General features: G+C 64.0%; 19 protein-coding genes. 5 read left to right on the top strand and 14 right to left on the bottom strand.

Annotation, left to right across the window (positions count from 1 at the left end):
• Nucleotides 1–4: 4 nt before the first annotated feature.
• Together tolR and tolQ are read right to left on the bottom strand one after the other, a co-directional pair.
• Complete coding sequence (tolR, locus tag ASC68_RS20115) at nt 5–469, bottom strand: protein TolR (RefSeq protein WP_055883160.1); 465 nt, start codon at nt 467–469, stop codon at nt 5–7.
• The gene (gene tolQ / locus ASC68_RS20110) at nt 469–1173 is read right to left on the bottom strand and encodes a protein TolQ (RefSeq protein WP_055883337.1); all 705 of its coding nucleotides are present in this window, start codon (nt 1171–1173) and stop codon (nt 469–471) included. Before tolQ ends, tolR begins: the two co-directional genes overlap by 1 nt.
• Before the next feature lie 327 nt (nt 1174–1500).
• Here tolQ and ASC68_RS20105 point away from each other — a divergent pair, with 327 nt between their 5' ends.
• A complete protein-coding gene (locus tag ASC68_RS20105; protein ID WP_055883158.1) occupies nt 1501–1941 on the top strand; it encodes a CHRD domain-containing protein in 441 nt (146 codons plus the stop codon).
• 52 nt (nt 1942–1993) lie between these two features.
• Here the strand turns inward: ASC68_RS20105 and ASC68_RS20100 are convergent, their stop codons facing one another.
• From ASC68_RS20100 to ruvC, 9 genes are read right to left on the bottom strand one after another with little or no spacing between them, the layout of a single operon-like run.
• Nucleotides 1994–2386 (bottom strand): YbgC/FadM family acyl-CoA thioesterase, encoded by a 393-nt coding sequence (locus tag ASC68_RS20100; RefSeq protein ID WP_055883155.1) that lies wholly within the window; start codon nt 2384–2386, stop codon nt 1994–1996.
• Nucleotides 2383–2880, bottom strand: a complete 498-nt coding sequence (locus tag ASC68_RS20095; RefSeq protein WP_082528316.1) for an NUDIX domain-containing protein — start codon at nt 2878–2880, stop codon at nt 2383–2385. The genes ASC68_RS20100 and ASC68_RS20095 overlap by 4 nt, the downstream gene beginning before the upstream one ends.
• Entirely contained in the window at nt 2877–3071 is a 195-nt protein-coding gene (locus ASC68_RS20090) for a hypothetical protein (RefSeq protein WP_055883151.1), read from the bottom strand. The genes ASC68_RS20095 and ASC68_RS20090 overlap by 4 nt, the downstream gene beginning before the upstream one ends.
• A 21-nt stretch (nt 3072–3092) precedes the next feature.
• The gene (locus ASC68_RS20085) at nt 3093–3527 is read right to left on the bottom strand and encodes a VOC family protein (RefSeq protein ID WP_055883150.1); all 435 of its coding nucleotides are present in this window, start codon (nt 3525–3527) and stop codon (nt 3093–3095) included.
• Nucleotides 3524–4564 (bottom strand): Holliday junction branch migration DNA helicase RuvB, encoded by a 1041-nt coding sequence (ruvB, locus tag ASC68_RS20080; protein ID WP_055883148.1) that lies wholly within the window; start codon nt 4562–4564, stop codon nt 3524–3526. Before ruvB ends, ASC68_RS20085 begins: the two co-directional genes overlap by 4 nt.
• Nucleotides 4561–4938 (bottom strand): hypothetical protein, encoded by a 378-nt coding sequence (locus ASC68_RS20075; RefSeq protein ID WP_055883146.1) that lies wholly within the window; start codon nt 4936–4938, stop codon nt 4561–4563. Before ASC68_RS20075 ends, ruvB begins: the two co-directional genes overlap by 4 nt.
• The gene (locus ASC68_RS20070; protein ID WP_055883144.1) at nt 4935–5369 is read right to left on the bottom strand and encodes a hypothetical protein; all 435 of its coding nucleotides are present in this window, start codon (nt 5367–5369) and stop codon (nt 4935–4937) included. Before ASC68_RS20070 ends, ASC68_RS20075 begins: the two co-directional genes overlap by 4 nt.
• The gene (gene ruvA / locus ASC68_RS20065; protein ID WP_055883142.1) at nt 5366–5980 is read right to left on the bottom strand and encodes a Holliday junction branch migration protein RuvA; all 615 of its coding nucleotides are present in this window, start codon (nt 5978–5980) and stop codon (nt 5366–5368) included. Before ruvA ends, ASC68_RS20070 begins: the two co-directional genes overlap by 4 nt.
• Nucleotides 5977–6480, bottom strand: a complete 504-nt coding sequence (gene ruvC, locus ASC68_RS20060; RefSeq protein ID WP_055883141.1) for a crossover junction endodeoxyribonuclease RuvC — start codon at nt 6478–6480, stop codon at nt 5977–5979. The genes ruvA and ruvC overlap by 4 nt, the downstream gene beginning before the upstream one ends.
• A 168-nt stretch (nt 6481–6648) precedes the next feature.
• Between ruvC and ASC68_RS20055 the strand changes: the two genes are divergently transcribed.
• Together ASC68_RS20055 and ASC68_RS20050 are read left to right on the top strand one after the other, a co-directional pair.
• Nucleotides 6649–7425 (top strand): GGDEF domain-containing protein, encoded by a 777-nt coding sequence (locus tag ASC68_RS20055; RefSeq protein ID WP_055883139.1) that lies wholly within the window; start codon nt 6649–6651, stop codon nt 7423–7425.
• A gap of 208 nt (nt 7426–7633) precedes the next feature.
• On the top strand, nt 7634–8323 hold the full coding sequence (locus ASC68_RS20050) for a GGDEF domain-containing protein (protein ID WP_197421315.1): 690 nt from the start codon (nt 7634–7636) through the stop codon (nt 8321–8323).
• On the opposite strand, the gene ASC68_RS20045 is transcribed toward ASC68_RS20050, so the two are convergent.
• A complete protein-coding gene (locus tag ASC68_RS20045; protein ID WP_055883136.1) occupies nt 8293–8691 on the bottom strand; it encodes a VOC family protein in 399 nt (132 codons plus the stop codon). The genes ASC68_RS20050 and ASC68_RS20045 overlap by 31 nt on opposite strands.
• A 383-nt stretch (nt 8692–9074) precedes the next feature.
• Nucleotides 9075–9824, bottom strand: coding sequence for a YebC/PmpR family DNA-binding transcriptional regulator (locus ASC68_RS20040; protein ID WP_055883134.1), 750 nt, complete (start codon nt 9822–9824; stop codon nt 9075–9077).
• A 259-nt stretch (nt 9825–10083) separates the two neighbouring features.
• Here ASC68_RS20040 and ASC68_RS20035 point away from each other — a divergent pair, with 259 nt between their 5' ends.
• Entirely contained in the window at nt 10084–10875 is a 792-nt protein-coding gene (locus tag ASC68_RS20035; RefSeq protein ID WP_156387386.1) for a hypothetical protein, read from the top strand.
• Here ASC68_RS20035 and ASC68_RS20030 read toward each other — a convergent pair.
• A complete protein-coding gene (locus ASC68_RS20030; protein ID WP_055883130.1) occupies nt 10872–11102 on the bottom strand; it encodes a hypothetical protein in 231 nt (76 codons plus the stop codon). The two genes, ASC68_RS20035 and ASC68_RS20030, sit on opposite strands and share 4 nt — an antisense overlap.
• 450 nt (nt 11103–11552) lie before the next feature.
• Here ASC68_RS20030 and ASC68_RS20025 point away from each other — a divergent pair, with 450 nt between their 5' ends.
• Nucleotides 11553–12116 carry a hypothetical protein gene (locus ASC68_RS20025; protein WP_055883128.1) on the top strand — a complete coding sequence of 188 codons (564 nt, stop codon included), beginning with the start codon at nt 11553–11555 and terminating at the stop codon, nt 12114–12116.

Below are 12116 nucleotides of genomic sequence, written 5' to 3'. Positions count from 1 at the left end.
CAGCTCACTGGTCCTGTTGCTGCGCGGCCTGTTCCGTGATGAGCCCGATCTTGGCGTAGCCGGCGCCCGACAACGCGCCCATCACCTGCATCACCGAGCCATAGTTCGCCCCGAGGTCGCCGCGCACATAGATGCGGTCCTCGGTGCCGTTGACGGCCACCGCGGCAACCTGCGCAGTCAGATCCTCGAGCGTCACCGGATTGTCGCCGAGGAAGATCGCGCCTTCGTTCGTGACCGAGACGGTGATCGGCTTCTGCTCGGTGTTGAGTTGCTTGGCCTGGGTCTGCGGCAGCTCGATCGGCACGCCGACCGTCATCAGCGGCGCCGCCACCATGAAGATGATCAACAGCACCAGCATCACGTCGACCATCGGCGTGACGTTGATCTCGCTCATCGGCTTCGAACCGCCGCCGCGCCGGCGGCCACGACGGCGGCCGCCGCCTCCGCCGCTCGATACTGCCATTGCCATCAGCGGGCACCCCGCGCTTCGAGCTGTCGGCTGAGGATGGTGGAGAACTCGTCGGCAAAGCCTTCGAGCCGGCCGATCAGCTTGTTGGCGTCACCCGAGAGCTTGTTGTAGGCGATAACCGCCGGGATGGCGGCGAGCAGGCCAAGTGCCGTGGCGAACAGCGCTTCGGCGATCGGCCCGGCGACCACGCTGAGATTGGTGCTCGATGCGGCCGAGATGGCCGTAAATGCGTTCATAATGCCCCATACCGTGCCAAAGAGGCCAATGAAGGGCGAGGCCGAGCCGACGGTGGCGAGGAAACCCAGGCGCTTTTCGAGGGTCTCGCTCTCGCGGCTGATCGCCACGTCCAGCACCTTGTCGAGACGCCCCTGCACGCCGACGAACGACGAGGCGTTCTGCTCATGGCTGCGCTTCCACTCCTTCATCGCTGCCACGAACACCGCGCCCAGCCCCATCGAGGGCTTCTCGCTCATCTGCTGGTAGAGTTCCTCGAGCGACTGGCCCGACCAGAACACCCGCTCGAAGCGGTTCATCTCGGCCTTGGCGCGCGCATACAGCATGGATTTGTCGACGATGATCGCCCAGCACCACACCGAGGCGGCGAGCAGCCCGATCATCACCGTCTTGACGACGAGGTCCGCCTGCCAGAACAGCGCCCAGATTGAGAGGTCGGCATGCGGAGCGACCGTGCCGACTGCATCCATGGCTTCCATGTAAGGGTCCTTCTCAGTCCGGCCCCGACGACCGAAACCTGATCGTCGGGTCGATGCGGTTCAAATTTGTCAAATTTAAGAGAAAAGCCCGGTTTTCCGGACCTTTGGCAGTGCTGCTGGTGCACTGCCTTACTTATGGTCAAGCAAACGTTAACAAAGCGATTCCTCGCGTTTGTGTGATCGCGGCAGATCGGCGCAGCGGGCAACGCCACAGGCGTGCCGTGCAACCCTCTGGGGTGACGCGCGTTGTCGTCTCGACTGCCCGTTCGGGGGTTCGCGGTCGTCCCACGACAATAGCAACAACCAAGGGAGATCCCCATGCATCTCGACCTGACACGCACGCTGCTCGCCGCCACGGCGGTGCTCGCATTTTCCGCCGTGCCGGCTTTCGCCGAGCAGCAGAAGTTCACTGCCGAACTCACTGCCGCCGCCGAAGTTCCGCCCACGGACTCGACGGCTACCGGCAAGGTGGAAGCCACATACGACACCGACTCCAAGGTCTTCACCTGGACCGTCACCTACGAGGGCCTCAGCGGCGACGCGACCGGCGCGCACTTCCACGGCCCAGCCGCCGAGGGCGCCAATGCCGATCCGGTTGTGCCTCTGGCCGACCCGCTGGCGAGCCCGATCAACGGCAACGCCACGCTGACCGACGAACAGGCCACCCAGCTGCAGGGCGGCTCCTGGTACTTCAATCTGCACACGGCAAAGTTCCCGGATGGCGAAATCCGCGGACAGGTAAAGCCCGCCGCGATGTAGGACGTCAGTCTGAGACGAATCCTTGGGGTCGCCGCTCTGCGGCGGCCCTTTTCTATGCCTTGAGCTGATCCAGCAGTTCGCGCGGCATCCGCGCCACCCCGCCGCTGGTCTTGATCGCCACGACCTGCACCTCGGCCCGCGTGATCTCGATACCATCCAGGCTGATTGACTGCACCAGGTTGAGCCGCGCCGCAGTGAGCGAGGCAACTTCGGTGGTCACCTCGAGCAGGTCGTCGATATGCGCTGCCGCCTTGAAGTCGATGCTCATGCTGCGCACGGCAAAGGCGATGCCGTCCTTCACCAGCTCAGAGTGATGCACGCCGCGTTCCCTGAGGAACTCGGTCCGGGCCCGCTCGAAAAAATGCAGATACGCCGCGTGGTAGACATTGCCGGAAAAGTCGGTGTCTTCGTAATAGACGCGGGCGGTGAAATGGCTGCTGGTCATAGCTCGTTCACGACGACATGGATCGGATGCGGTCCCAGCTCTGCCATGCTGCCGCGCAGTTCGACCGGGAACAACGGCATCGCAGCGAGCGTCTCGGCATCGTTGCGAACCCACCTGAATTCGAGCATTGCGCCACCATCGGCGACGCGGTGACAGACCGCATCGGTCGAAAACGGAAAGCTCGTTGGAATCTCGGCCGGGTAGTAGAAGCCCATCTCATGGATCACCCGGCCGTCATAGCGGAACAGGTCCTCCATCACGATGGCCAGCGGGCCGATTGCCGCCACGACGCCCAACTCCTCCTCGAGCTCGCGCGCCAGTGCCTCGGAACTGATCTCACCCATCTCGACGCGCCCGCCGGGCAGTGCCCAGGACTCCTCGGTGGTCGCACGATGGATCAGCACATGGCCTTCGCGGCGGATGATCGCTGCGGCGCGGAACTGGAACCGGGTCGTTTCGTGATCGAACGATATCATCCGGCGGCTAGCGGTCATCTGTCCGATCCGGCGAACTGCAGGCCACGCGCTTCGAGCTCGGTCCTGAGGATGAGGATGGCCTTGGGGCCGACACCGTGCAGCGCCAGCAATTCCCGTTCACTGCGCTCAGCAACCACTTTGAGCGTCGTAATGCCCTGGAGCTCCAGCACCTGCGTCGCGGGCCGGCCGATGCGGGGCAGCGCCGTCACGGCTCCCTCCTCGACAACAACTCAGACGACAAGATGATGCTCCCGGTCGAACGCCCAGACCTCTTCGTGGTCGATCTCGAACAGATGGCCATCAGGGTCGCGGAAATAGCCGGCGGTGCCCCACTGGGTCTTCGTCGCCGGCTTGACGATCGTACCACCCGCCCGCTCTGCCTGTGCCAGCAACCGGGCGACGTCATCGGGATGCTCGGCGCAGTAGATCAGCGCCAGGCCGGATGAAGCACCGGGATCACCCGGCAGGCCCAGAGCATCCTTGGCGAGATCGGCCTTCGAAATCAGCGCCAGCGCCATGCCGCCCAGGTCGAATTTCACGAAACCAGCGTGGCTGGTCGGCGCCCGCTGCCAGCCAAGCGCTTCGTAGAACGCTGCCGACCGAGCGACATCGGCGACGCCGAGCAGGATGATGTGGACGCGGGGCCGAAATGCCGGTTCGCTCACTCCTCGCCAGGCTCCTCGAACAGGCTGCCTTGCATGCCGATAAACCCCTGGGGGACGCTGATGCCCATATGCTGGAAGGCCAAAGCCGTCAGCATCCGGCCACGCGGCGTGCGCTGGATGAACCCCTGCTGGATCAGGTAGGGCTCGACGATCTCTTCGAGCGCATCGCGCGGCTCCGACAGCGCTGCGGCGATGGTTTCGATCCCCACCGGGCCGCCGCCGTAGAAATCGGCGATCACCTTGAGGTAGCGCCGGTCGAGCTGGTCGAGCCCGCGCGCATCCACGTCGAGCCGCAGCAGCGCCTTGTCGGCGACCGAGCGGGTGATCTCCTTGGCGCCATCGACCAGCGCGAAATCGGTGACCCGCCGGAGCAGCCGGCCGGCAATGCGCGGCGTGCCACGCGAGCGGCGGGCAACTTCCATCGCCCCGTCGGGCGCCATGCCGATGCCGAGCAGGCGGGCACCGCGCTCGACGATCTTCACCAGCTCCTCGGGGGTATAGAAATTCAGCCGGATCGGGATGCCGAAACGATCGCGCAACGGCGTAGTCAACAGCCCCGCCCGGGTGGTGGCGCCGACCAGGGTGAACCTTGCGAGGTCGATCCGCACCGAACGGGCCGCCGGGCCTTCGCCGATGATCAGGTCGAGCTGATAGTCCTCCATCGCCGGATAGAGGATTTCCTCGATCGCCGGGTTGAGTCGGTGGATTTCGTCGATGAACAGCACGTCGCGTTCTTCGAGATTGGTGAGCAGCGCCGCGAGATCGCCGGCCTTGGCGATCACCGGACCGGAGGTGGCGCGGAACCCGACGCCCAGTTCGCGGGCCACGATCTGCGCCAGCGTGGTTTTGCCGAGCCCCGGCGGGCCGACGAACAGCACGTGATCGAGCGCCGTGCCGCGTTGCTTGGCGGCCTGGATGAACACCTCGAGATTGGCCCGCGCCTCGGCCTGCCCGATGAACTCGGAAAAGCCGGACGGGCGGAGCGAAACATCGAGCGGGTCGTCGCGACCGGCCTGGGCCGAGGTGAGGTCGGTCAAAGCTTCAACATCCGCGCCGCGATGAGGCCCAGAGCCAGGAGCAGCTTAGCCTCCCGCTCGTGGTCGGTGAAGCCGCCGAAGCCGTCGACGGGGCCGGCAAACAGGTCTTCGTCACCTGCGTCAGGGTAGCTAACGGACATTCCGCCCCACCGCACCCGGATGTAGCCGCATGGCGCAGCACCTCTCGTGATCTCATACTGTTCCGGCGCATCCCTGCAGGTAAGCGTGACGGTTAGCCCTAGTTCGTTTGCGACAAGCATTATCGCGTCGGGGATCACCAGAGGGTCCACCTTCGGGAGTATTAGCTTCTCAAGATTCTCGATGGCAGAAGGCATGTTACTAACCCATAGGCGGGGGTTCAGGCTGGCGTTCATATCCTGTCTCGCGTCCCGACCCGCGAGCCGATGACCATTATCGCTATGTACTGAATGGCCAGCCAGGGAAAGGTGGTTACCAGTTCGAAGAAGCGAAGCCCGTCCCGTTTGAACGAAGGGCCTGATGGCAACCAATCGAACCAGCCCCACGAGACTGAGGCTGTCCCGATCAACACTGCGACGCTCAGCGGCAGCAGGATGAGGTGCTCCCATAGGCCAATCGGTGCCCGAACCGCCGAACGCAGAACAACAGCAAGGCACCAGAACGCGTAAAGCACCGAGCTTGGGAAGAGAAACGACAGCGCCGAAGCCGTCGGACCATGGATCACCAAATCGATGAAGTTCAGAATGGTAGGCCCCGTCGCCAGCAGCATGGCGAACAGGACGAAGATGCCAATCAGGCGGTCCCGCGGTCCTGCGCCGCCAATCACGAACTGAGCTCCCTGAGCCCCAGCCGGATCAGTTTGTCGGTCGGTACGTCGTCGCCTTCGCGACCGACCACCCGCGCCACCGCAGCCGAGGCCTGGGCGCTCGAATAGCCGAGATTGGTGAGAGCCGAGACCGCATCGGATACATTGCCGGCGGCGACGCCTTCGCCCAGCGCCGCCTGCAAGCCCAGCACGCCAGCATCGATCGCGCCTGCCGGAGCCTTGCCCTTGAGTTCGGTGACGATGCGGACCGCCAGCTTGGGGCCGACGCCGTTGGCCCGGCCGACCATAGCCTTATCCTGCAGCGCGATGGCGCTGGCGAGTTCCGATGGGGTGAGAACCGAGAGAATGGCGAGCGCCACCCGGCTGCCGACGCCCTGCACCGTCATCAGCGTGGTGAACCAGGCCTTCTCGGCTTCGGTGAAGAAGCCGTAGAGCCGGATCATGTCCTCGCGCACGATCATCTCGGTATGGACCACCGCCGCATGGCCGACCTGCGGCAGCGCCGCCAGCGTCTTGGCCGAGCAGAACACTTCGTAAACCACGCCGTTGACGTCGAGATGCGCGTAGTCGCCGCCGAAGCCGTCGACCATGCCCTTCAGTTTGCCGATCATGCAGGAACACTCAGCTTGCGGATGGCGCGATGATGGGCGTGACAGACCGCGATGGCCAGCGCGTCGGCCGCATCGGCGCCCTTGAATGTAGCCGTGGGGAGCAGGATCTTTATCATCATCTGGATCTGCGCCTTCTCGGCATGGCCGGTGCCGACCACCGATTTCTTGACCAGGTTGGCGGCATACTCGCCGACCGGCAGCCCGCGCAAAGCCGGCGTCATCAGCACCACGCCGCGCGCCTGGCCCAGTTGCAGCGCCGAACGCGCCCCGGCAGAAACGAAGGTCTCCTCCACCGCCGCCTCCTCGGGTGCATACTCGTCAAGCACCGCCGCGATGCCGCGATGCAACGCCACCAGCCGGTCGGCCAATATCCCATCCACCGGCGGCGTGATCGTGCCGCAGGCGATAAAGCTCAGCCGGTTGCCGTTGCTCTCGATGATGCCCCAGCCGCAGCGCCGCAGCCCCGGATCGATGCCGATGATTCGCACTGTTTCAGCCATTTCGAAGCTTTAGGTCAGGAGCCGGAGCCTACCAAGGGCTTTGTGAACGAAACAGAAACGCTGCACCGATTTAGCTACGATCCGGGTCAGCGAATTTGATCGGCGAATTAATCAGCATTCAAGCATTGCTCCCGTAAGCCCAAGGCATTCACTCCGGGGGACGCGGAAATGAACAAGCTTGCACTGCCGGCTTCCGAATGGCGTATCGCCTGGCAGCGCACGGCCCTGATCCTCGCTGCATCGACGGTCGGATCCTGGGTGATGTCCAATCTCGTCATGATGTCCCTCAACGAAGGGATGAACACTGTCGGCACCGTACTGGCGCTGGGCATGCCCACCGCGCTTGGCGGCCCGATCCTGCTATTCCTGCAGGTGCGCTCGGCCCAGCTGCGCGATGCCAACCGCAGGCTGGAGAAGCTCGCCTCCACCGACTGGCTGACCGACTGCCTCAACCGTCGCGCCTTCACCTCGCGGGTCAGCTCGAGCCTCGGCCAGACCGACGGCTACGGCACGCTGCTGGTCATCGATGCCGACCACTTCAAGACCGTCAACGACCGCTTCGGTCACGAGCGGGGCGACGAGGTGCTGCAGCTGATCGCCGGCGCCATCCGCGACAGCGTGCGTGACGGCGATCTCGTCGGCCGCATCGGCGGCGAGGAATTCGGCGTGTTCCTGAAGGATGCCGGACCCGACATCGCCAACGCTGCCGCCGAGCGCATTCGCGCCGCGGTGAACGCCCTGTTCGTCACCTCGGACGGCATCGCGCAACGGCTGTCGGTCAGCATTGGCGGCGCCGTATGCGCCGGCGACTCCGGCTTTTCGGAGCTGTTCCAGATCGCCGACCGTCGTCTCTATGAGGCCAAGCACGCCGGCCGCAACCGTGTCGAACTCGGCCGGAATGCCGGCGATGCCGACCTTGCGGCAATGAGCGCGGCGATCAGCTGACCGCCACAAGGAACGATGGATAGACGACGATAGATAAAATCCGATCCGGTGGCTTGAGGCGATTTCAACACGCGCCGCCTACCGTTCCGGCCCTCTGCGCAGAAGTGCTGAAGGGACGCGAGCATTGGATTTTTCACCCACCGGATGGGGCCGCGTTTTCCTCTGGACTGCACTTGGGGCGTTCGGCTGCGTCGCTGTCGCGTTGTTCGTGGACTCGTTCAACTTCCATAACCTCGGCCCCGATGACCTCCGCTGGTCGATCACGGTCGATATCCTGGTGCCGCTCGGCCTCGCCGGCCCGATCCTGTTTTTCCTGTTGAGCAAGCTGCGCGAACTCGCCATCGCCCATGAGCTGCTGCGCCGCCACGCCGCCACCGACACCCTGACGGACCTCTTGAACCGCGGCGCCTTCACCCGCGAAGTCGAAGAAGCCCTGGCCGACGCGCGCTTCGCCGAAGACGGCATGCGTGGCACGCTGCTGGTGGTCGATGCCGACAACTTCAAGGCGATCAACGACACCTATGGCCACGAGCAGGGCGACGCCGCATTGCGGCTGATCGCCAGCTCGATCCGCGCCGTGCTGCGCTCCGCCGACCTGGTCGGCCGGATCGGCGGGGAAGAATTCGCGGTGTACCTCCCCGGCACCACCCTGCTGATCGCCGAGGCGGTGGCCGAGCGCCTGCGGCAGGCGGTGTACGCGGCCGCATTCGCGCCCGAAGGCAAACCGCACCAGCTGACGGTGAGCGTCGGCGGCGCCGTGTATGATCGCCATCTGCCCTTCGCCGAACTGTTCCGGCTGGCCGATCAGCAGCTCTATGCGGCCAAGCAGAATGGACGCAACTGCATCGCAGTCACGTCCATCGCGCATTACGAAACGCTGCCGGCCGCCGCTGCCTGATCCGTTGCGGTAGTGGCGACTTCGACGAGGAAGCCGCCGGGCGCCTCGCAGTAGAATGTCGTCGTCCGGCTGCCGCCGCGGCTGAACTGCTGCACCTCACCGGGACCGTAGGCAGCGGCGACGAGTTCGGCATGCTTCAGCCGGACGTCGGCAACGCTGCCGACGAAGAAGCCGATGTGGAAGTTCTTGTGGTAGCTGGCCTCGGCCTTGCCGGTCGCCATGAAGTTGAGGACGAAGCCGCCCTCGCCTAAGAGGACGACGAAGTTGTCGTGGGCTTCGCCGACAATGGCGAAATCGAAATGCCGGGTGAAGAACTCGGCAGCCGCGCGCACATCGGCGACGGCGAAGTTGGCGTGATTGAACTGCATGGTGATGTCCTGCTGATGCGGGTGGTGGAACGGTCGAGCGACCGGCTCCGTGGCGCACGCGGCATGAGGGCATGTAGCTGGCGGTGGTGCATCGACCCATATCCCAACAAGCAGCGGGCGCCCGGGGGTCGGACGCTCGTCGGCTTGCCGTGGGTCCTTCGCCTTTTCGGGCGGGACAATCTCCCTCGCGGGAGGGCCGGACTCACCTTAACCGGCCTGCGTTTTTTCGGCGTAACGAGCCCGAACTAGTGCCCGGGCCCGAATCTGTCAAACCAAGCCGCTCTCAGGCGGCTTCGATCTCCAAGTCGAAGCCGCTCTTAGGCGGCCTCGATCTCCAAGTCGAAGTCGCTCTTAGGCGGCTTCGATCTCCAAGTCGAAGCCGCTTAGGCGGCTTCGATCTTTGCCATGTCTTCGTCGGAAATATCGAAGTTGCTGTAGACGTTCTGCACGTCGTCGTCCTCTTCGAGGATGCCGATCAGCTTGAGCAGCGTCGCGCCCTTTTCCGCATCCACCGGCACTTCGTTCTGCGGCTTGAAGATGAACTTGGCCGACTCCGCCTCGCCCAGCACCTTCTCGAGCGCCGCCGCCACTTCGTTCAGCTGTTCGAACGAGGTGTAGATCCAGTGGCCGTCTTCGTCGCTCTCGACATCGTCGGCCCCAGCCTCGATCGCCGCTTCCATCACTTTGTCTTCCGAACCGGCCTTGGCCGGATAGAAGATCTCGCCGACCCGATCGAACATGAAGCCGACCGAGTTGGTTTCACCCAGCGCGCCGCCGTTCTTGGAGAAGGTCGAGCGCACGTTCGAAGCGGTACGATTGCGGTTGTCGGTCAGCGCCTCGACGATGACAGCGACGCCGCCCGGACCATAGCCCTCGTAGCGGATCTCTTCGTAGTTCTCGGTGTCGGCGCCGCTCGCCTTCTTGATGGCGCGCTCGATATTGTCGCGCGGCATCGACTGGGCCCGGGCGTTGATGACCGCCAGGCGCAGGCGGGAATTGAACGCCGGATCGGGCATGCCGAGCTTGGCGGCGACGGTGATTTCGCGGGCGAGTTTCGAAAACACCTTCGAGCGAGCCGCGTCGGACTTGCCCTTGCGGTGCATGATGTTCTTGGCGTGTGAATGGCCGGCCATGCGGTCACCCCTGTTTTGGCATGTGTGGCAATGGTGGTGGGCGGTTATAGGGGCGGCAGCGCCGAAAATAAAGACCGTGTGACACTTGGCGAAATGGGTCGGCCGGCCGCGTGCTGGCACATCATCGTTTCCGTCAATTGAGCGGCATTTCTAAAATGAACCCGCGATAAATACGGATATCATGAGGTATTCAGCCCTGAACTGGCAAATCGTGTCCATCGACGCGGCATTGGGACCGCAAGCAGAGAGAAAATTTGAGATGGACGCGTTCAAGAGATTTTCGATCGCCGCATTGGCGACGATACTGGTTGCCGGGGCAGCCCCGGCATTTGCGCAGGACACGCGCGACACCCGGCCTCAGCAGGGCCGGCCGATCATCGAACACGGCGACGAGGGCGGCGGGAGCGTCGAGCCCGGGCAGAAACAGCGCCTGCCCAAGTCCACCGAGGGCGTCAGGTGCCTGGTCAAGGAGGGCCATGGCGGGCCGGAGATCCTTGCCGTCAACGGGACGGGACAGGTGATTCCAGCCGGTACTGTGGTGACGTTCTACATGCAGCCGGGCAACGTCCAGAAACTGTTCAAGCTCACCGATGATTGGGCGCCCGGCCAGTCGCTTGCTATCCCCGTCAAGCTGGCGGAACTGCCCGACGATGCCGAGTGTTCGCTCAAACTCAAGTCGTCGCCGGAGCCCGAGATGCCGGCGGACGATCCCGTTCCCGCCGCAGAGCCGGAGCCGGAGCCGGAGGATCAGCCTGCTGGGCAAGACTGGGTACCCCCCGAAGGTTGGGTGTCCATCCAATCGGACCAGTTCTCGTGCAAGGTCTATGACCACCAGTATGCGTGGGAGCCGACGCCCTCGATTCTCTTCTTTGCCAACACCAGCGGCGGCACACTGCCCGCGGGCACGAAGGTCATCATCACCATGCCAGACGGCAGCATCGAGGAATTCACCCTTGGATCGCCCTATCCCCCGGGTGGCGAATTCACGATCGAACTTCCCGCGGGCAGCCTCGAGAACTACGAGTGCTCGTTTGAGGTGATCCTGCCCTAGGCCGGGAACGCCGGCTCCACCTGGGCCAGCGACCCGCCCACCCTGAGGGGTGACTGCTTAGCCACGAGACCGGTCCCTGGATCGGTCTCGATCGCTATGCCGCTCAGCGTCGCCTCGCCCTCGGCCGGCGTGAACCGGCCGGTGGCGATACCAGTTAGGTGGCGGTAGAGCGGCTCGTCGACCTCGATCACCGAGTCGTGGTCGCAACGCCTGCCGGCATCGGCCATCAGCGCGGCCCACGTTTGCGCCGCTCTCCGCAGCAAGAACACTTCGTGTGAATACTTTCCGCCAAATGTCCGGAATACACAATATGAACCCGCGATAACTGCGGATATCATCACACATTCAGTCCGCAAACGCTATCCCTGTCCATCAGCGCGGCATTGGGGCCGCCAGCAGGAAGAACCTGAGATGGACGCACTTAAGAGATTTTCGCTGGCCTTGATGGCCGCGGTGGTGGTGGCCGGCGCGACACCGGCTTTCAGCCAGACACGGGATACCCGACCAACCGAACCGGATCGGCCGACGATCGAACAGGGGGAGAAGGGCGGCAGTGAGGAACGAGCCGACCGCACGCAGCCCGGCCGGTTGCCCAGGGTACGCCCGGGACGGAGTGCAAACTGGCTTGGGACGGAGACCAGATCAGTGGGGTCCTACTGACCAACGACACCGGCAAGATGATCCCGGTCGGAACTGTGATCACCGTCTATATTCAGCCCGGGAACATCCAGAAGCAGTACAAGGTGACAGCCGATTGGCACCCGGGCACTGTGGTGGACATCGCCATCGACGTTGGGAGCGTGACCTCGATCGCTGCCTGTTCCATGAAGGTGCAGCCCGATCGCAGCGGGCAGTTACCGCAGCCGGAGCCGGAAAAGCCCTGGTACATGCAGGGCGAAGTGTCCTTTTACTGCACGGTGGTCTGGCGGTGGGACCCACCCCCGGGACGACCATTCGTCTCGTTCAAGAACGATGGCGACGTCATGATCCCCGCCGGCACCACGATCACCTACATGTTGCCGCTCGGCGAAGCCGTGTCCTATGTGCTCGAAAAGGATTGGTACCCCGGGCAGTATCTGGAAGTGGCAATGCACTACTCGCTCGAGATGCAGGAGTTCTACATCATCCACGACAAGGAGCATCAGGCGTGCAGCAATGAGACGGTCGTGACCGGCGACTACGGCCCCGCTGTGGAAGAACAGGGCCCGGTGCCCGGTATCGACCCGGCCAAGGTGCCGTAA

The sequence above is a fragment of the Devosia sp. Root105 genome (genome assembly GCF_001424865.1).
Lineage (GTDB): Bacteria > Pseudomonadota > Alphaproteobacteria > Rhizobiales > Devosiaceae > Devosia_A.
This window is presented reverse-complemented; position numbering and strand designations above follow the sequence as displayed.